The following is a 17891-nucleotide window of genomic DNA, read 5'->3' as shown; positions in this document are numbered from 1 at the left end:
CTCGCGCCCCCCGGGGCCCCCCGCGCCGGGTGGGGCGCCGCGGGCGGCCGGCGGGCCCCCGGGTCACCGGTCGGCGCCCGGGGCGCCCTACGCACGACTTCTGCCCGGCGGGCCTCCCGCACGTCCTCACGTCCTCACGCCCGCAAGCCGCAAGCCGCACGTCCGCAAGCCGCATGGCCCGCCGGCCCGGGTCAGCCCGTCCTGATCCCGTCCCGCGCCTCCACGGCCGCGGCCCCGGCGGACGCCCGCCCGTCGGCGGCCCGCTCCCGCACCACGGCGACGACCAGGACCACCGCGGCGACCAGCAGCGACAGCAGCACCGTCACCCGGCCGTCGTGCTCGGTGTCGGTGAGCAGCTTTCCGCCGAACGGGCAGTGGGCGCTGGCCCGGCGCGCACAGTCCGCGCACCTCCGCGACCTCCAGACAAGCGTCGACACGCACCAGGACCCACTCACGCTCAGTCATCAGGAACGGTGACACCCGACGCTGCTTCCCCGGAACGCTCGTGTCACACTCGGAGCATGCGCGTGTATCTCGGCTCCGACCATGCCGGCTTCGAACTGAAGAACCACCTCGTCGAGTGGTTGAAGGCGGCCGGCCACGACCCCGTCGACTGCGGCCCGCACATCTACGACGCCCAGGACGACTACCCGCCCTTCTGCCTGCGTGCCGCGGAGCGGACGGCCGCGGACCCCGACTCCCTCGGCATCGTGATCGGCGGCTCCGGCAACGGCGAGCAGATCGCCGCCAACAAGGTCAAGGGCGTGCGGGCGGCTCTCGCCTGGAGCGAGGAGACCGCGTCGCTGGGCCGCCAGCACAACAACGCGAACGTCGTCGCCGTGGGCGCGCGCATGCACACGACGGACGAGGCGACCAAGTTCGTCGAGACCTTCCTGAGCACTCCGTTCTCCGGCGACGAGCGGCACATCCGGCGCATCGACATGCTGGCGGACTACGAGACGACCGGCGAGCTGCCCCCGATCCCGGCGCACCACCCGCAGCAGGACTGACCGCCCGCGGCAGGGCCGACCGCCCGCGGCAGGACTGACCGCCCGCAGCAGGACCGACCGCCCGCGGCAGGACTGACCGCCCGCAGCAGGACCGACCGCCCAGGGGGCAGGAAGGGAACCGGCACGTGCCAGAGGGGCACACGATCCACCGGCTGGCGCTCGACTACGCCGACCGCTTCTCCGGCACGGCACCCCGGGTGACCAGCCCCCAGGGCAAGTTCTCCGACGCCGCCGCCCTCCTGGACGGTGCGGAACTCACCCGCACCGAGGCCCACGGCAAGCACCTCTTCCTCGGCTTCCGCGACACCGACTGGGTCCACATCCACCTGGGCCTGTTCGGCAAGGTGACCTTCGGCGGCCGGCCCGCCCCGCCGCCGACGGACACCGTCCGCCTCCGCCTCGCGAACGAGAGCGCCTACGTGGACCTGCGCGGCCCCACCACCTGCGCCCTGATCACGGACGCCGAGAAGCGGGCGGTACACGCGCGCCTCGGTCCCGACCCGCTCCGCGCGGACGCCGACCCGCAGGCCGCCTACCGGCGCGTCCGCGGCAGCCGTACCACGATCGCCGCGCTGCTCATGGACCAGAAGGTCATCGCCGGTGTCGGCAACGTCTACCGCGCCGAGGTCCTCTTCCGGCACGGCATCGACCCCTACCGCGCCGGCCGGGACATCACCCCGGCCGAGTGGGACGCCGTCTGGCACGACCTGGTCGCGCTGATGCGCGAGGGCGTCCGCAACAACCGCATCGACACCGTCCGCCCGGAGCACACCCCCGAGGCGATGGGCCGCCCGCCCCGCGTCGACGACCACGGCGGCGAGGTGTACGTGTACCGCAGGGCCGGCCTGCCGTGCCACGTCTGCGGCGGCGAGATCCGCACCGCCGGCCTCGCCGCCCGCAACCTCTTCTGGTGCCCCGCCTGCCAGTCGGCCTGACAGGTCCCCGGAAGCGCGGAAGCGCCGGCTAGAACCCGTGCGGCAGCCAGGGCGCCACCGTCGAGGCGAACGCCACGGACGCCTCCGCCAGCGCCCCCTGCCGCAGCTCCCGCACCCGCCCGGCCGCGGCGAGCGCGTCCAGCGTCACCCCGCCGAGATAGGCCGCGCCCAACTCCCGTACCGACAGCGCCAGATCGGCGGCGTCCTCGGTCCGCTCGCAGGACGCGCCCTTCGCGTCCCCGATCAGCCGCCAACGCCCGCCGTTCCACGGGCAGAACGCGTCCTCGACGTCCAATACCACTTCCACCGGCGTCTGGTAGGCGCGCGCCTCCAGTGCGGCCCCGACGTCCACCAGCCGCACGTACAGCGCGTCGCGCAGCCGCGGGCGGCACCGGCGCGGGTCGGACACCAGGTACTGCCACGGCTCGTCCACCGGGCGGCCCCGCGCGGTCAGCGTGCAGGTCAGGTCGATGTCGAACAGGAACCGCCACAGCGCGGCGTGCGCCGCCGGGTCCAGCGCCTCGGTGTCCTCGACGATCACCGTGCCCCGCGGCCCGCCCTCGTCCGACTCCGGCCGTACCCGGAAGCGGGCGTATCCGGCCACCTCGCCGTCCCGCTCGGCGAGAACGCACTGCAGCGGCGACGCCCCCGCCCGCGACGCCTCCGGGTCGAGCAACGGCAGCCGTTCCCAGCCCGGCAGCCGCACCAGCATCCCGGGCCGGCCGGGCACCCTGCGGGCGTACACCGCCTCGCAGACGTCCAGCACGTCGGCCGGTGCCGCGTAGCGCAGCCGCACCTCGTCGGTGCCCGGCGGCACGGACAGCCGTACCCGCGCGGTGTCGACCTCGACGTCGACGCGGTGCGTGGCGACGGCGTACCCGAAACGGCCGTAGATGTCGGGTTCGGAGGCCGTCAGCACCGCCAGCGGCCAGCCCCAGGAGCGCACGTCGTCCAGTTGCCGGCGCATCAGCGACGTCAGCAGGCCGCGGCGCCGGTGGGTGGCCGCCACGCTGACCATCGTGACGCCCGCGGCGGGCACCGCGGCGCCGCCCGGCACGGTAAGCCGGAAGCTGAACGCCCCCGCCGTCCCCACGCACTCCTCGCCGTCCCACGCGCCGAGCGAACGGTCGACCTCCGTGAGCGCGTTGAACAGCTCCCGTTCCTCGGCCGGCTCCGGGACCCCGCCGAAGGCGCGGAGCAGGGTGTCGTACCACGGGTCCCACTCGTCCCGTGTCAGCCCGCGGACGACGATTCCGTCGCTCCGCCCGTCCCTCGTCATGCCAGTCGCCATGCATCATGCCTATCAAGGAGGTGCGGGACGGGCGAGGGAATTTCCCCGGGCGGCTCCGGCGCGGGAACACCGCGTCCGGGGTTGTGAAGTTGGGCTCCTACGGGGGGATAAGTCGGACCTCGCGTGCCAAGCGGCGCGTGCGATGGATAGGGTCCCGAACTAATGGCAGCAGGACGACAGCGGCGCTCGGAAGCCGAGACGGTCACGGCCCGGTTGAAGATGCAGTGGCACCGGGCCCGGGTCGGCGTGCGCAGAAGCGCCGTCGACTACTTCCGCGGCGACGGCGCGGACTGGGTCGCGCTCGCCGGACTGCTGCTGCTGGTGCCGGTCATCACGGCGGCGACGCTGGCCAACTCGGTGTGGTTCTCGCCGGCCGCGCTGGTGCTCCCGATCGTGGTGGGCGGCCTGGTGCTGCGTCCGGCGAGCCTGCTCGGGCTGTATGCGGCGGCCGCCACGGCGCTGATCGTGGAGTCGGTGTGGCTGGGCCCGTACACCGAGGGGCCGTCGCGGGTGACGCCCGGCGTGGTGCTCGTGGTCGCCGCGTGCGGGTTCTTCGGGCTGCTGGTCGCGCAGTTCCGCAGCCGGGTCGGCGTGCCCTGGCGGCGGGGCGGCACGATGCTGTTCGACCTGCGCGAACGCATCCGGGTGCAGAGCAAGCTGCCGAAGCTGCCGGTCGGCTGGCACCGGGAGATGGCCCTGCGGCCCGCGGGCGGCCAGTCCTTCTCGGGCGACTTCGTGGTCGCCGCCCGCACCAACGGCGGCCGCACCCTGGAGGTCGTCCTCACCGACGTCTCCGGCAAGGGCATGGACGCCGGTTCGCGGGCGCTGCTGCTGTCCGGCGCGTTCGGCGGTCTGCTGGGCTCGCTCCCGCCGCACGCCTTCCTCCCGGCCGCCAACGGCTACCTGCTCCGCCAGGACTGGCAGGAGGGCTTCGCGACCTCCATCCACCTGGTCCTGGACCTCGACTCCGGCGACTACGAGCTGTACTCCGCCGGGCATCCGCCGGGGCTCCAGCTCAGCGCGGGCAGCGGACGGTGGGAGGAGAAGGCCGCCGAGGGGCCGCTGCTGGGCGTGTACGACGGCGCCCAGTTCGACCCCGTGAAGGGCTCGCTGAGGCCCGGCGACGTGCTGATGCTGTTCACCGACGGCCTGGTGGAGACCTCCGACCGTGACATCGTCGAGGGCATCGACCGGCTGACCGGCGAGGCCGACCGGTACGTGCCCGGCGGCTTCCACGGAGCGGCCTGGCACCTCATCGAGGCGGTCGCCAAGGACGTCAACGACGACCGGGCCCTGCTGCTGATCTGCCGCGAAGGGCCGACCGCGGCGGGCGTGCGCTGAGCGGCGTGCGCTCAGCGGTGTGCGCCCCGGTGCGCCCCGGCGCGCGCTCAGCCGGCGTGCGCTGAGCGGTGTGCGCCGGCGTGGGGGACACTGGCGGCGTGACCGAGATGCACCGGACCATGCCCCTGGCCGAGGTGGAGGCGCTCGCCCGCGCCGCCCACGAGGGGCAGACCGACAAGGCGGGACGCCCCTACGCCGAGCACCTCAGCGCCGTCGCCGAGGGCGTCCGGGCGCGGGGCGGCGACGACGACCAGATCGCCGCGGCCTGGCTGCACGACGCCGTGGAGGACGACGCGCTGTCCGCGCGGTGGCTCGACCAGGCCGCGCTGAGCCGGCGTACGAAGGACATCGTCCGGGCGGTCACCAAGCGGGCGGGGGAGACGCCCGAGGCGTACGCCGGGCGGGTCCTGGCCACGCCGGGCGCGCTGCTGGTGAAGGAGGCGGACCTGGCGCACAACGCGGATCCGGCCCGCCTCGCCCGCCTGGACGACGCGGCCACCCGGAAACGACTGACCGAGAAGTACGCGCGGATGCGCGCGCTTCTCGGTCTGACGGGCGACTGACCAGGGCGCTGCCTAGGCGGGCACCTTCTCGCGCCGCTCGCTCCGCTCCCGGGCCCGGGCGAGTTCCGCCGCGTCCCGCTTGAAGGCCCACTTCATGTCGGGCTCCATCACGAACCGGAAGACGCGCTGCACCGGCCGGGTGCACAGCAGGGTGACGACGGCGGCCGCGACGAGCGTCACGGCGATCTCGCCGAGCGGCCGGTGCAGCCACCGGGGCTCGAACCAGCCGTAGAAGTCGCCGGCCTTCACCAGGAACCCGTGCAGCAGGTAGCCGTAGAGCGTGCCCGCGCCGAGCGCCGTGAACCACATGCGGCGGCGCGGCACCCAGGCGAAGAAGCAGGCGGTCAGCAGCAGCGAGCAGCCGAACAGCGCGAGCACCATGACGGGGCCGGTCCACCAGGGGGAGCCCAGTTCCTGGGCGGCGTCGCGGTGGTAGAACCAGGCGGTGTTCATGCGCGGCACGGCCCACCAGCCGATGGCCAGGGCGACCGCGAACACCGGCACCGACGCGATGCGCATCGCGCGCGTGCGCACCCTCTGGAAGTGCTCGGGCTTCATGCACAGGCCCAGCACGAAGTACGGCAGGAACTGCAGGACGCGCTGCAGGTCCAGGTCGTCGCCGATCTCGGGGGAGACGGAGCCGAACATCGCGATGCCGAGTGCGAGCGGCAGCGGCCAGCGGGCGATCTTCCACAACGGGGTGGTCAGCCGCCAGATGAACAGGGCGAGCAGGAACCAGGTGAGGTACCAGGGGTCGAGCAGACTGACCGTCATGCCCGGGTCGTGGTCGCCGTAGCGCTTGAAGAGGGTGTACGCGGTCTCGAAGACGACGTACGGCACGAGCATGCCGGTGACCAGCCGCCTGAGACGGTCCGGGCGCATGTCGAAACTGCGCGAGAAGTAGCCGGAGATGATGATGAACGCCGGCATGTGGAAGGTGTACACGACGGTGTACACGCCCTCCAGGATGCGACTGTCGCCCTTCAGGGGCTCCCATGAGTGGGCCATGGCCACCAGCACGATCGCCAGGTACTTGGCGTTGTCGAAGAACGAGTCGCGCTGCTTGCCTGGTGCCGCCTGCCGGTCCCGGGCCTGCCGGTTCCGGTCGTCGCGGTTCTGGTCCTGCCGGTCGTGCTGTTTCTGCGGTGAGCGCGGAGTCGGCACTCCCGACGCCGGCTGTGCCGGGGGGAGCGGCGCTCGGTGGTGGCCTTGCGGTCGCAGCGAGTCCGTCACAGACCTTCCCCCCGGTGGCAGGGGGAGACGGTCGGGTACGCCGCTGCGCATGCGGGGGACGAGGCAGCGTAGAACATCTGAGGCACCCTAGCGTTGTCTGTGGGTATCCGTAAAACCTTCGAGGTCTTTCCCGGTTTATGAACTCCGGGTACCCCCGCTTTCAGGGCAGTTGACATCTCCCCGGCGTGACGGACAGCACACTTTACGCGCCCTGCTTGTCACGATTCATGCCGATTTGGTGATGCATTTGACGGGCCTGTTGCAACAATTCGGAATACTCGCACACACGTTGTGTGGGCATGGAAACGATGCCGGTCAATTCCCCGTGCGGGTGCGTTGTCGAATTGCCTTGCGGATCAGCTCCGTTGGGTCCGCGGGAGCCCCCGTGAGCGGCCCGCCCCGGCGCGCCGCAGGGGCGGGCGGGGCCGCCGATGCCTCAGGTACCGCATAAGGGTGGCCAGTTGGTGGCACGATGGTTCTGGCAGGGTGCGCGGGTGCGTCCCCAGGCCGGGAGAGCGGACCGACCGAGGGTGTGATCTGTTGTGGCCATTTCACTGTCAGTGGTGCTGCTTTTGGCGATCATCCTGGTGGTGCTGATCCGGGGAGGGTCGATCAAGGCCGGTCCCGCCATCGTCGCGATTCTCTTCGGCTTCTTCCTCGCCTCGACCGGCATGGCCCCGTCGCTCAACCGGTTCCTCAACTCGATAGCCGAGACGATCAACTCGATCAGCTTCTGACACGCCGGTCGGCTTCCGATCGGCCCCGCCCGGTCCTGCTCGGTTCCGCCCGGCCCCGCCCGGTCCCACTCGGTCCGCCCGGCCCGCCGCAGCGAGGTGAGTCCGCCTGCGGACGGGGTACGCCTTACCTGTCAGGTCATCGACCCCGGCGCGTCAGCACGCCACGATCATCGGCGTACGGAGCCCGACCGACCGGAAGGACGCCATGCCTGCCTACGCCATAGCTCACCTGCGAGAAGCCGCTCCACACCCGGAGATCGCCGAGTACATCGAGCGCATCCCCGCCACCTTCGAGCCGTACGGCGGCCGCTTCCTCGTGCACGCCACGCAGCACGAGGTGAAGGAGGGCGCCTGGCCCGGGCACGTCGTGGTGATCGGCTTTCCCGGGATCGCCGAGGCGCGGGCGTGGTGGGACTCACCCGCGTACCGGGAGATCGCACCGCTGCGCTCGCGGCACGTCGAGGGCGACATCATCCTGGTCGAAGGCGTCCCCGAGGACTACGACCCGGCTGCCACCGCAAAGGCGATGCGGGAGGCCCTGCCGGCCGAGTAGCCCTCCGGCCCGCCCGACCCGACGGCAGAACCGAACACCGCCCCGGGAAGCGGTCAGGGCCAGGCGGAGAATCACCCTCCGACCTGGCCTGGAGCCCTACGGAGCGGGCCACGGGAATCGAACCCGCGTAGCTGGTTTGGAAGATCGCGTACGCGGACCAGCGCTGAGCCGGCGAGTCGCTGACGTGCGGGTTGGCGGGGCTCCTGCCGGTGTTCCCCGTTGCAGGCGAAACTGCTGGCCGCTCATGTGGGCTGTGAGCGGCTCGCGCCGCCCCGTAGTCTCGTTCCGTCCACACGGGAGCAGAGGCGGGGGCGTTCACGCGATGGCGAAGCCGGTACGTGCGGCACTGGGGGATGTCTGGCTCAAGTGCCAGGTCTGCCAGGGTGACGTGTTCAGAGAGCGGGGTGTCTTGCTCAACAGCACCGGGATGGAGTTCATGAAGCTGGCCTGGGCCGACGAGAACGCCACGGGCCTGATCTGCTGGCGATGCGGTTACGTGCACCTCTTCGTCAACAAGGACATCAAGCTCTATCGGGCAGACAAGTGACGAATGTCTACCCTCCCGGGGTGTTTCGTCCACCTTCCGCCCCACCTCCACCCACCACTCCCTGGCGTCCCGGACGAATGCCGGCACCCGCGAGCTGATGACCCGCCTCGGGCACAGCCCGACCCGTGCGGCGCTGATCCATCAGCACACCTCTGATCGCCGTGAGCGGGAGATCGCCGTGAGCGGGAGAACGCCGTGAGCGGGAGATCGCCGACGGGGCCGACGCGGTGATCGTGAACGCTCTGAAGCGGCGTCGTCGGCCGAAGGGGCACGCGGGGGACACGCAGGGCCGAACAGCCCGGGGAGCGACCGAAGGCCCAGGGGCGGCGAACATGCTGCCTACCTGGGCCTTCGGCGTTCAGAGCGGGCGACGGGAATCGAACCCGCGTAGCTAGTTTGGAAGACTAGTGCTCTACCATTGAGCTACGCCCGCACATGACGCGCCGCAGGTCAGGTGACCGCGGCACTGGAGGCATCGTAGCGGGTCGCCGCCCCTCGCCGCACACCCGATTCCCGCCCGCGCCGGACGCCCCCACGGCGTCGGCGAAATGCGGCGGCCCCGCTGTCGTCGGCCATGTACCCTACGTGTCGCACCAGACGGGGTGTGGCGCAGCTTGGTAGCGCGTCCGCTTTGGGAGCGGAAGGCCGTGGGTTCAAATCCCGCCACCCCGACCACCGACCGGTCAACACCGGTCACCCGAGCGATCACTCCGGTTGATCGCCTTTGGGGCGTTCAGCCGTGGCGGTTACTATGCAAGCTGCGCGCCCGTGTGTCTCATCCGCAGGAACCCACTGGACATCCACTGGACATCCATCTGGATCCTCCGGACGTCCTCCGGGCGGCGAATCCGCCGGACCAGTCTGGCTCCGGCAGAAACCAAGAAGTCAGCCACAAGGAGACCGAACCGTGAAGAGCGCCGTGGAGACCCTGAACCCGACCCGGGTTCGGCTCACTGTCGAGGTGCCCTTCGAGGAGCTCAAGGACAGCCTCGACGCGGCGTACAAGAAGATCAACCAGCAGGTCACGGTGAAGGGCTTCCGCAAGGGCAAGATCCCGGCCCGCGTCATCGACCAGCGGTTCGGCCGCGGTGCGGTCCTGGAGGAGGCGGTCAACGACGCGCTTCCGAAGTTCTACACCGAGGCGGTCAACGAGGCCGAGCTCTCCGTCCTGGGCCAGCCCGAGGTCGACATCACCGAGCTGAAGGACGGCGAGACGCTGAACTTCACCGCCGAGGTCGACGTCCGCCCGGCCCTGGAGATCCCGGACTACTCCGGCATCGAGGTCGAGGTCGACGCCGTCGAGGTGACCGACGAGGACGTCGAGAAGTCGGTCGAGCAGCTCCGCGAGCGCTTCGCCTCGACCTCCCCGGTCGAGCGCGCCGCCGAGGACGGCGACGTCGTCACCATCGACCTCGAGGCCAAGGTCGACGGCGAGGTCCTCGAGGACGGCGTGGCCACCGGCGTCTCCTACACCATCGGCTCCGGCGAGCTGCTCGACGGCATCGACGACGCCGTCAAGGGCCTGTCCGCCGGCGAGGAGGCCACCTTCACCTCCGAGCTCAAGGGCGGCTCCGCGGCCGGCAAGGAGGCCGAGGTCACCGTCAAGGTCACCCAGGTCGCCGCGCGTGAACTGCCCGAGCTGGACGACGAGTTCGCGCAGCTTGCGTCCGAGTTCGACACCCTCGAGGAGCTGAAGGCCGACAGCCGCAAGCGCCTGGAGAACATGAAGCAGTACGACCAGGCCACGCAGGCCCAGGAGCGCGTCCTGGAGAAGCTGCTGGAGCTCGTCGAGGTGCCCGTCCCCGAGAAGCTGCTCGAGGACGAGATCAACACCCGCAAGCACAACCTCGAGCACCACCAGCTCGGCCAGATGGGCCTCGACCTCGAGAAGTACCTGGAGATCCAGGGCAAGACCGCCGAGGAGTTCGAGAACGAGACCCGCGAAGCCGCGATCAAGGGCATCAAGACCCAGTTCGTGCTCGACGAGCTGGTCAAGCAGGAGAAGCTGAACGTCAACCAGGAGGAGCTCACCGAGCACCTCATGCGCCGCGCCGCCTCCTCCGGCATGTCCCCCGACCAGTTCGCGCAGGCCGTCGTCGAGGGCGGCCAGGTGCCGCTGCTGGTCGGCGAGGTCGCCCGCGGCAAGGCCCTGGCCGTCGTGGTCGAGAAGGCCACGGTGAAGGACACCAACGGCGAGATCATCGACCTGGACGACGAGGACGAGGCCGACGAGGCCGCCGAGGCCGCGGACGGCACCGAGGCCGAGGCCGCCGCGGAGACGGCCGACGCCGCCGCCGAGGACGAGGCCGCGGAGAAGACCGAGGGCTGACGCCCACGGCGCCGCACACGCCGCAGGACGGGCCCCGGGTCATCGGATGACCCGGGGCCCGTCCGTCTCCCGGCGAGGCGCTACGCCCCCGGCGAACACCCCCCTGTGCGGGATTCCCCGACGGGACCCGCGCGTTAGGGTCCATGAGTACGGGGGCAGGGGTGTCGGCGAACCGAACCGCCGGACGGCCCCCGGCAGGGAAACGTGAGACGGCCCGGCGCCGTCGTAAGACGAGCAGGTGGATACGTGACGAATCTGATGCCCTCCGCCGCCGGCGAGCCTTCCATCGGTGGTGGCCTCGGCGACCAGGTCTACAACCGGCTGCTCAACGAGCGGATCATCTTCCTCGGCCAGCCGGTCGACGACGACATCGCCAACAAGATCACCGCGCAGCTGCTGCTCCTTGCCGCCGACCCGGACAAGGACATCTACCTCTACATCAACAGCCCCGGCGGCTCGATCACGGCCGGAATGGCGATCTACGACACCATGCAGTACATCAAGAACGACGTGGTGACCATCGCCATGGGCCTCGCCGCCTCGATGGGGCAGTTCCTGCTCAGCGCGGGCACGCCGGGCAAGCGCTTCGCGCTCCCGAACGCCGAGATCCTGATCCACCAGCCCTCTGCCGGCCTGGCCGGCTCGGCCTCCGACATCAAGATCCACGCCGAGCGGCTGCTGCACACCAAGAAGCGCATGGCCGAGCTGACGGCCTTCCACACGGGTCAGTCGGTGGAGCAGATCACCCGCGACTCCGACCGCGACCGCTGGTTCGACGCCGACGAGGCCAAGGAGTACGGCCTCATCGACGAGGTCATCACCACGGCCGCCAACATGCCGGGCGGCGGCGGCACCGGGGCCTGAGCCCCGCACGGGGACCGGAAAGCCCCCACGCAGCCCCCAGCCGACCGCCTCAGCCCCTAGGAGACAGACAGTGAACGACTTCCCCGGCAGCGGCCTGTACGACCGCGCACGAGCCGAGCTCACGGTGCCCGTCGCCGAGTCCCGGTACGTCATCCCGCGCTTCGTCGAGCGCACCTCGCAGGGCATCCGCGAGTACGACCCGTACGCAAAGCTGTTCGAGGAGCGCGTGATCTTCCTCGGCGTGCAGATCGACGACGCCTCCGCCAACGACGTCATGGCGCAGCTGCTGTGCCTGGAGTCGATGGACCCCGACCGGGACATCTCGGTCTACATCAACAGCCCCGGCGGCTCCTTCACCGCGCTCACGGCCATCTACGACACGATGCAGTTCGTGAAGCCGGACATCCAGACGGTCTGCATGGGCCAGGCGGCCTCCGCCGCGGCCGTCCTGCTGGCCGCCGGCACGCCCGGCAAGCGCATGGCGCTGCCGAACGCCCGCGTGCTGATCCACCAGCCCTACAGCGAGACCGGCCGCGGCCAGGTCTCCGACCTGGAGATCGCGGCCAACGAGATCCTGCGGATGCGCTCGCAGCTGGAGGAGATGCTGGCCAAGCACTCCACCACGCCGATCGAGAAGATCCGCGAGGACATCGAGCGCGACAAGATCCTCACGGCCGAGGACGCCCTGTCGTACGGCCTGATCGACCAGATCATCTCGACCCGGAAGATGAACAACGCGGCCGTCCGCTGACGCGGAGGCTGTATTGTCTGCCGCTCCTTGGCACGGTCACGTCCAAGCGAACCGTGCCAAGGGGGGCCCGGACGGGGGGCTCGGCAAGGTACCGTCGACATAAGGCAGCACCAGGAGCCGCTGGACTCTCAACATCCAGGCGTCTCCCAGGCGAAGGGGAAGCACACCGTGGCACGCATCGGTGACGGCGGCGATCTGCTCAAGTGCTCGTTCTGCGGCAAGAGCCAGAAGCAGGTCAAGAAGCTCATCGCAGGGCCTGGTGTGTACATCTGCGACGAGTGCATCGATCTCTGCAACGAGATCATCGAGGAGGAGCTCGCCGAGACCAGCGAGGTGCGCTGGGAGGAGCTCCCCAAACCGCGCGAGATCTACGAGTTCCTCGAGGGCTACGTCGTCGGCCAGGAGGCCGCGAAGAAGGCCCTGTCCGTGGCGGTCTACAACCACTACAAGCGCGTCCAGGCCGGCGAGAACGGCGGCGGCAGCGGCCGTGACGACGCGATCGAGCTGGCGAAGTCCAACATCCTGCTGCTGGGCCCCACGGGCTCCGGCAAGACCCTCCTCGCCCAGACGCTGGCGCGCATGCTGAACGTCCCGTTCGCGATCGCCGACGCCACCGCGCTGACGGAGGCCGGGTACGTCGGCGAGGACGTCGAGAACATCCTGCTGAAGCTGATCCAGGCGGCCGACTACGACGTCAAGAAGGCCGAGACGGGCATCATCTACATCGACGAGATCGACAAGGTCGCCCGCAAGAGCGAGAACCCGTCGATCACCCGCGACGTCTCCGGCGAGGGCGTCCAGCAGGCCCTGCTGAAGATCCTGGAGGGCACCACGGCCTCGGTCCCGCCGCAGGGCGGCCGCAAGCACCCGCACCAGGAGTTCATCCAGATCGACACGACGAACGTCCTGTTCATCGTGGGCGGCGCGTTCGCGGGCCTGGAGAAGATCATCGAGTCCCGGGCGGGCGCCAAGGGCATCGGCTTCGGCGCGACGATCCGCTCCAAGCGCGAGCTGGAGGCCAAGGACCAGTTCGAGGACGTCATGCCCGAGGACCTGGTCAAGTTCGGCATGATCCCCGAGTTCATCGGCCGCCTGCCCGTCATCACCTCGGTCCACAACCTGGACCGCGAGGCCCTCCTGCAGATCCTGGTCGAGCCGCGCAACGCCCTCGTCAAGCAGTACCAGCGCCTGTTCGAACTCGACGGCGTGGAGCTGGACTTCGAGCGCGAGGCGCTGGAGGCCATCGCCGACCAGGCCATCCTCCGCCAGACCGGCGCGCGCGGCCTGCGCGCCATCATGGAGGAAGTCCTCATGTCCGTGATGTACGAGGTCCCGTCCCGCAAGGACGTGGCCCGCGTCGTCATCACGGCCGACGTCGTCCACTCCAACGTGAACCCGACCCTGATCCCGAGGGACGCCCGCGGCCGGGGACCGGGAGAGCAGAAGACGGCCTGACACCCGTCCCGCACACAGCGAAGCCGCACACGGCGAAGGGGCCCCGGACGACCGGGGCCCCTTCGCCGTGTGGCGCCTGCCGCCGCTGTACGGCGGCTGCCGCGTCAGGCCTTGACGCGGACGTCGTTGCGGAGCTTGGCGGTGATGGAGGCCGCGTCCTCGATGGAACCGCCGTCACCTGAGGCCAGCGAGGCGAGGCTGAAGGACGTCACGTAGGCGATGGTGCTGTGGTCGCCCCAGATGCAGAACGGCATCTTGAAGGTCTCGGGCGTGCCCGCGGTCGTGGTGGTGGACTGGTCGTTCTTGAGCTCCATCTGCTGGCACTTCATGACGCCGTTCGAGAAGCCGTCCGGGTGGACCGTCTCCGGGCTTCCGATGAGGCTGCCCTGGTCGCTGTCCTTCTTCGACTCCTCCGAGACCTTGGCGAACATGGCGTCGACGACGGCCTCGGGGTTGTCGATGGTGCCGTAGACGCCGGCGAAGGACAGGTTCTTCATGGTCATGCCCGTGCCGTTGGAGTAACCCGCGTTGACGTCCTTCGGGTTCTTCACGCCGTACTTCTCGAAGTCCGACAGGTCGGAGTCGCTCAGGGAGCCCGAGGACCCGGCGTTGTCGGCCTTCTTGTACGTTCCGTCGATCACGGTCGCCGGCGTCGTCAGCTTGTGCGGGCCGTCGTCGGCGACGTCCGAGCCGCTGCCTCCGCCGCTCGAGCCGAGCAGGACGGCCGCGCCCACCGCGATCGCCGCCACGACCGCCACCGCGCCGATGATCAGGCCGGTCTTCTTCTTGCCGCCGCCCGGCATCGGCGGCTGGGGCATGCCGTAGGGCGGCTGGCCGTACGGGGGCTGCTGACCGTACTGCGGCTGCTGGCCGTACGGGTTCGGCTGCGGGGGCATGCCCTGCGAGGGGATGGGCTGCGTGGGAGGCTGCTGGGGGAACCCGTAGCCGGGCTGCCCCTGCGGCGGCTGCTGGGGGTAGCCGTAGCCGGGCTGGGGGGCCTGCGGCGGCTGCTGGCCGTAGGGGCCCGGCTGGCCGTACGGCCCGGGCTGCTGAGGCTGCCCGCCGTACGGGCCCGGCTGGTTCTGACTCATTACTGGGTTCCCCTCCAGATGCTTACGTCGTCCTGACATCCTGGCGCAGACCCTGGGCGTACACGGCATCGGGGGGCGTACCGTTACACAACAAAGGCGTTTCGAGACAGCCCTGCGACACCCCTAAACTGAGCCCGTGACCGAGAACGCTCAGCAGCAGCCATCAGCGCCCGACACCGAACTGCCGACCCAGTACGCGCCGGCCGACGTAGAGGGGCCGCTGTACGAGCGCTGGGTAGAGCGGGGCTACTTCGAGGCGGATGCCAAGAGCGACAAGCCGCCGTACACCATCGTCATCCCGCCGCCGAACGTCACCGGCAGCCTGCACCTCGGGCACGCCTTCGAGCACACGCTCATCGACGCGCTGACCCGCCGCAAGCGCATGCAGGGCTACGAGACGCTGTGGCAGCCCGGCATGGACCACGCCGGCATCGCCACGCAGAACGTCGTCGAGCGCGAGCTGGGCAAGGAGGGCAAGTCCCGCCACGACCTGGGCCGCGAGGCCTTCGTCGAGCGCGTCTGGCAGTGGAAGGCCGAGTCCGGCGGGCAGATCTCCGGCCAGATGCGCCGTCTCGGCGACGGCGTCGCCTGGTCCCGTGAGCGCTTCACCATGGACGAGGGGCTCTCCAAGGCCGTCCAGACCATCTTCAAGCGCCTCTACGACGACGAGCTGATCTACCGCGCCGAGCGCATCATCAACTGGTGTCCGCGCTGCCTGACGGCCATCTCCGACATCGAGGTGGAGTACCAGGACGACGACGGCGAGCTGGTCAGCATGAAGTACGGGGACGGGGACGACTCCATCGTCGTCGCCACCACCCGTGCCGAGACGATGCTCGGCGACACCGCCGTCGCCGTCCACCCCGACGACGAGCGCTACCGCCACCTGGTCGGCAAGCTGATCAGGCTGCCGCTGACCGACCGCTCCATCCCGGTCGTCGCCGACACCCACGTCGACCCCGAGTTCGGCACGGGCGCCGTCAAGGTCACCCCGGCCCACGACCCGAACGACTTCGAGATCGGCCAGCGCCACGGCCTGCCGTCCCTGACGATCATGGACGAGCACGCCGTCATCACCGCGCACGGCCCCTTCCAGGGCCTGGACCGGCTGGAGGCCCGCTCCGCCATCGTCGCCGCGCTGCGCGCCGAGGGCCGGATCGTCGCCGAGAAGCGGCCCTACGTCCACTCCGTCGGGCACTGCTCGCGCTGCAAGACCACCATCGAGCCGCGCCTGTCCATGCAGTGGTGGGTCAAGGTCGGCCCGCTGGCGAAGGCGGCCGGTGACGCCGTCCGCGAGGGCAAGGTCAAGATCCACCCGCAGGAGATGGAGAAGCGGTACTTCGACTGGGTCGACAACCTCCATGACTGGTGCATCTCGCGCCAGCTGTGGTGGGGTCACCGCATCCCGGTCTGGTACGGCCCGGACGGCGAGGTCGTCTGCGTCGGCCCCGACGAGGAGCCGCCGTCCGGCGAGGGCTGGCGTCAGGACACCGACGTCCTCGACACCTGGTTCTCCTCGGGCCTTTGGCCCTTCTCCACCCTCGGCTGGCCCGAACAGACCGAGTCGCTCGCGAAGTTCTACCCGAACTCCGTCCTGGTCACCGGCTACGACATCCTCTTCTTCTGGGTCGCCCGGATGATGATGTTCGGCCTGTACGCGATGGACGGCACCCCGCCGTTCCACACCATCGCCCTGCACGGCATGGTCCGCGACCAGTTCGGCAAGAAGATGTCCAAGTCCTTCGGCAACGCGGTCAATCCGCTGGACTGGATGGACAAGTACGGCTCCGACGCACTGCGGTTCACCCTCGCGCGCGGCGCCAACCCCGGCGTCGACGTCCCGATCGGCGAGGACTGGGTCCAGGGCTCCCGGAACTTCGCCAACAAGATCTGGAACGCCACCCGGTTCGCCCTGATGAACGGCGCGACGGTGGACGGCCCGCTGCCGGCGCCGGAGAAGATGTCGGCCACCGACCGCTGGATCCTCTCCCGCCTGAACTCCGTCGTCGCCGAAGTCGACGCGTACTACGACGACTACCAGTTCGCCAAGCTCTCCGACGCCCTCTTCCACTTCGCCTGGGACGAGGTCTTCGACTGGTACGTCGAGCTGTCCAAGACGACGTTCCAGGCGGGCGGCGAGGCGGCCGAGGTCAGCAAGCGGGTCCTCGGCGAGGTCCTGGACGTCACCCTCAGGCTGCTGCACCCGGTGGTCCCGTTCGTCACCGAGACCCTGTGGACGACGCTGACCGGCGGCGAGTCCGTCGTCATCGCCGAGTGGCCGGCCGACAGTGGCTTCCGGGACGCCGACGCCGAGCGGGAGATCGAGAGCCTGCAGTCGGTCATCACCGAGGTCCGCCGCTTCCGCGCCGACCAGGGCCTCCAGCCCGGCCAGCGGGTGCCGGCCCGGCTGACCCTGGACGGCACGCCGTTCGCGGCGCACGAGGCCGCCGTCCGCCAGCTGCTGCGCCTGCAGCCCGAGGGCGACAACTTCACGGCCACGGCCACCCTGCCGGTCGCCGGCGCCGAGGTCGCCCTCGACCTCTCCGGCACGATCGACGTGGCCGCCGAGCGCAAGCGGCTGGCGAAGGACCTGGCGGCGGCGCAGAAGGAGCGCCAGCAGGCCGAGGCCAAGCTGGGCAACGAGGCGTTCCTCGCCAAGGCCCCGGAGCCCGTCGTGGACAAGATCCGCACGCGGCTGGCCAAGGCCGAGGAGGACATCGCCCGCATCGAGGCCCAGCTGGACCGCCTGCCGCAGGCCTGAGCACCGAGTGCCGAGCGGGAGCCCCCCGCCCCGCCGAGGCGGGGGGCTCCCGCCCACCCGCGGGCGCGGGGCAACGGCGACAGCGCCCCCGACGACCACGATCACCCGCAGCCGCCTGAACGTCCCGACCCGGACCCCGGCCGCGACCCCGGCTCCGGCCGCGGCCGCCCGGTCGACCCGGTCCAGCGCTGGCCGCGGCTGCCCGACCGGCGCGGCCGCAGCCGTCCGGTCGACCCGGTCCAGCGCTGGCCGCAGCCGCTTGACCGGCTCGGCTGGACCGGCCCGACCGGCCCGACCGGCGCGGCCGCAGCCGTCCGGTCGACCCGGTCCAGCGCTGGCCGCAGCCGCTTGACCGGCTCGGCTGGACCGGCCCGACCGGCGCGGCCGCAGCCGTCCGGTGGCACGGGTCCGGCGCGGGCCGAGGCCGCTT

Annotated in this window: 15 protein-coding genes, 2 tRNA genes and 1 pseudogene; 13 read left to right on the top strand and 5 right to left on the bottom strand. The window is 70.7% G+C overall.

What is annotated here, in order from left to right:
* Positions 1–191: 191 nt before the first annotated feature.
* A pseudogene (locus AB0G63_RS37800) lies at positions 192–362 on the bottom strand (amino acid transporter); the annotation flags it as partial.
* 159 nt (positions 363–521) lie between these two features.
* Between AB0G63_RS37800 and AB0G63_RS37795 the strand changes: the two are divergent.
* A complete protein-coding gene (locus AB0G63_RS37795) occupies positions 522–1010 on the top strand; it encodes a ribose-5-phosphate isomerase (RefSeq protein WP_351886772.1) in 489 nt (162 codons plus the stop codon).
* A gap of 125 nt (positions 1011–1135) precedes the next feature.
* On the top strand, positions 1136–1945 hold the full coding sequence (locus AB0G63_RS37790; RefSeq protein ID WP_360759998.1) for a DNA-formamidopyrimidine glycosylase family protein: 810 nt from the start codon (positions 1136–1138) through the stop codon (positions 1943–1945).
* Between the two features lie 28 nt (positions 1946–1973).
* Here AB0G63_RS37790 and AB0G63_RS37785 read toward each other — a convergent pair whose 3' ends face one another.
* A complete protein-coding gene (locus AB0G63_RS37785; RefSeq protein WP_360759996.1) occupies positions 1974–3236 on the bottom strand; it encodes a GNAT family N-acetyltransferase in 1263 nt (420 codons plus the stop codon).
* 162 nt (positions 3237–3398) lie between these two features.
* Between AB0G63_RS37785 and AB0G63_RS37780 the strand changes: the two genes are divergently transcribed.
* Together AB0G63_RS37780 and AB0G63_RS37775 are read left to right on the top strand one after the other, a co-directional pair.
* The gene (locus tag AB0G63_RS37780; protein ID WP_360759993.1) at positions 3399–4577 is read left to right on the top strand and encodes a PP2C family protein-serine/threonine phosphatase; all 1179 of its coding nucleotides are present in this window, start codon (positions 3399–3401) and stop codon (positions 4575–4577) included.
* 107 nt (positions 4578–4684) lie between these two features.
* Positions 4685–5140 carry an HD domain-containing protein gene (locus AB0G63_RS37775; RefSeq protein ID WP_360760005.1) on the top strand — a complete coding sequence of 152 codons (456 nt, stop codon included), beginning with the start codon at positions 4685–4687 and terminating at the stop codon, positions 5138–5140.
* A 12-nt stretch (positions 5141–5152) separates the two neighbouring features.
* Here the strand turns inward: AB0G63_RS37775 and AB0G63_RS37770 are convergent, their stop codons facing one another.
* Positions 5153–6373, bottom strand: coding sequence for an acyltransferase family protein (locus AB0G63_RS37770; protein WP_360759990.1), 1221 nt, complete (start codon positions 6371–6373; stop codon positions 5153–5155).
* A 542-nt stretch (positions 6374–6915) separates the two neighbouring features.
* Between AB0G63_RS37770 and AB0G63_RS37765 the strand changes: the two genes are divergently transcribed.
* The 3 genes from AB0G63_RS37765 (at position 6916) to AB0G63_RS37755 (ending at position 8210) form a co-directional block, all read left to right on the top strand.
* Positions 6916–7110, top strand: a complete 195-nt coding sequence (locus AB0G63_RS37765) for a hypothetical protein (RefSeq protein ID WP_360759987.1) — start codon at positions 6916–6918, stop codon at positions 7108–7110.
* Between the two features lie 205 nt (positions 7111–7315).
* Complete coding sequence (locus AB0G63_RS37760) at positions 7316–7663, top strand: DUF1330 domain-containing protein (RefSeq protein WP_360759984.1); 348 nt, start codon at positions 7316–7318, stop codon at positions 7661–7663.
* A 409-nt stretch (positions 7664–8072) separates the two neighbouring features.
* Positions 8073–8210 (top strand): hypothetical protein, encoded by a 138-nt coding sequence (locus AB0G63_RS37755; protein WP_360759981.1) that lies wholly within the window; start codon positions 8073–8075, stop codon positions 8208–8210.
* A 362-nt stretch (positions 8211–8572) separates the two neighbouring features.
* Here AB0G63_RS37755 and AB0G63_RS37750 read toward each other — a convergent pair.
* Positions 8573–8643 (bottom strand) — tRNA-Gly (locus tag AB0G63_RS37750).
* Positions 8644–8808: 165 nt separating this feature from the next.
* Between AB0G63_RS37750 and AB0G63_RS37745 the strand changes: the two genes are divergently transcribed.
* From AB0G63_RS37745 to clpX, 5 genes are all read left to right on the top strand, one after another.
* Positions 8809–8885, top strand: a tRNA-Pro gene (locus AB0G63_RS37745).
* A gap of 232 nt (positions 8886–9117) precedes the next feature.
* Positions 9118–10539: a trigger factor gene (gene tig / locus AB0G63_RS37740; protein ID WP_360759978.1), complete on the top strand. Its 1422-nt coding sequence runs from the start codon at positions 9118–9120 to the stop codon at positions 10537–10539.
* A gap of 258 nt (positions 10540–10797) precedes the next feature.
* Positions 10798–11403: an ATP-dependent Clp protease proteolytic subunit gene (locus tag AB0G63_RS37735; RefSeq protein ID WP_360760002.1), complete on the top strand. Its 606-nt coding sequence runs from the start codon at positions 10798–10800 to the stop codon at positions 11401–11403.
* A 70-nt stretch (positions 11404–11473) separates the two neighbouring features.
* Positions 11474–12154, top strand: coding sequence for an ATP-dependent Clp protease proteolytic subunit (locus AB0G63_RS37730; RefSeq protein ID WP_351886790.1), 681 nt, complete (start codon positions 11474–11476; stop codon positions 12152–12154).
* Positions 12155–12322: 168 nt separating this feature from the next.
* A complete protein-coding gene (gene clpX, locus AB0G63_RS37725; protein ID WP_324785601.1) occupies positions 12323–13609 on the top strand; it encodes an ATP-dependent Clp protease ATP-binding subunit ClpX in 1287 nt (428 codons plus the stop codon).
* 104 nt (positions 13610–13713) lie between these two features.
* Here clpX and AB0G63_RS37720 read toward each other — a convergent pair whose 3' ends face one another.
* A complete protein-coding gene (locus tag AB0G63_RS37720) occupies positions 13714–14700 on the bottom strand; it encodes a hypothetical protein (protein WP_360759975.1) in 987 nt (328 codons plus the stop codon).
* A 136-nt stretch (positions 14701–14836) separates the two neighbouring features.
* On the opposite strand from AB0G63_RS37720, the gene AB0G63_RS37715 reads away from it, so the two are divergent.
* On the top strand, positions 14837–17461 hold the full coding sequence (locus AB0G63_RS37715) for a valine--tRNA ligase (protein ID WP_360759972.1): 2625 nt from the start codon (positions 14837–14839) through the stop codon (positions 17459–17461).
* Positions 17462–17891: the final 430 nt, after the last annotated feature.

Origin of the sequence: Streptomyces sp. NPDC020996, assembly GCF_040641355.1 — a bacterium.
GTDB lineage: Bacteria > Actinomycetota > Actinomycetes > Streptomycetales > Streptomycetaceae > Streptomyces.
This window is presented reverse-complemented; position numbering and strand designations above follow the sequence as displayed.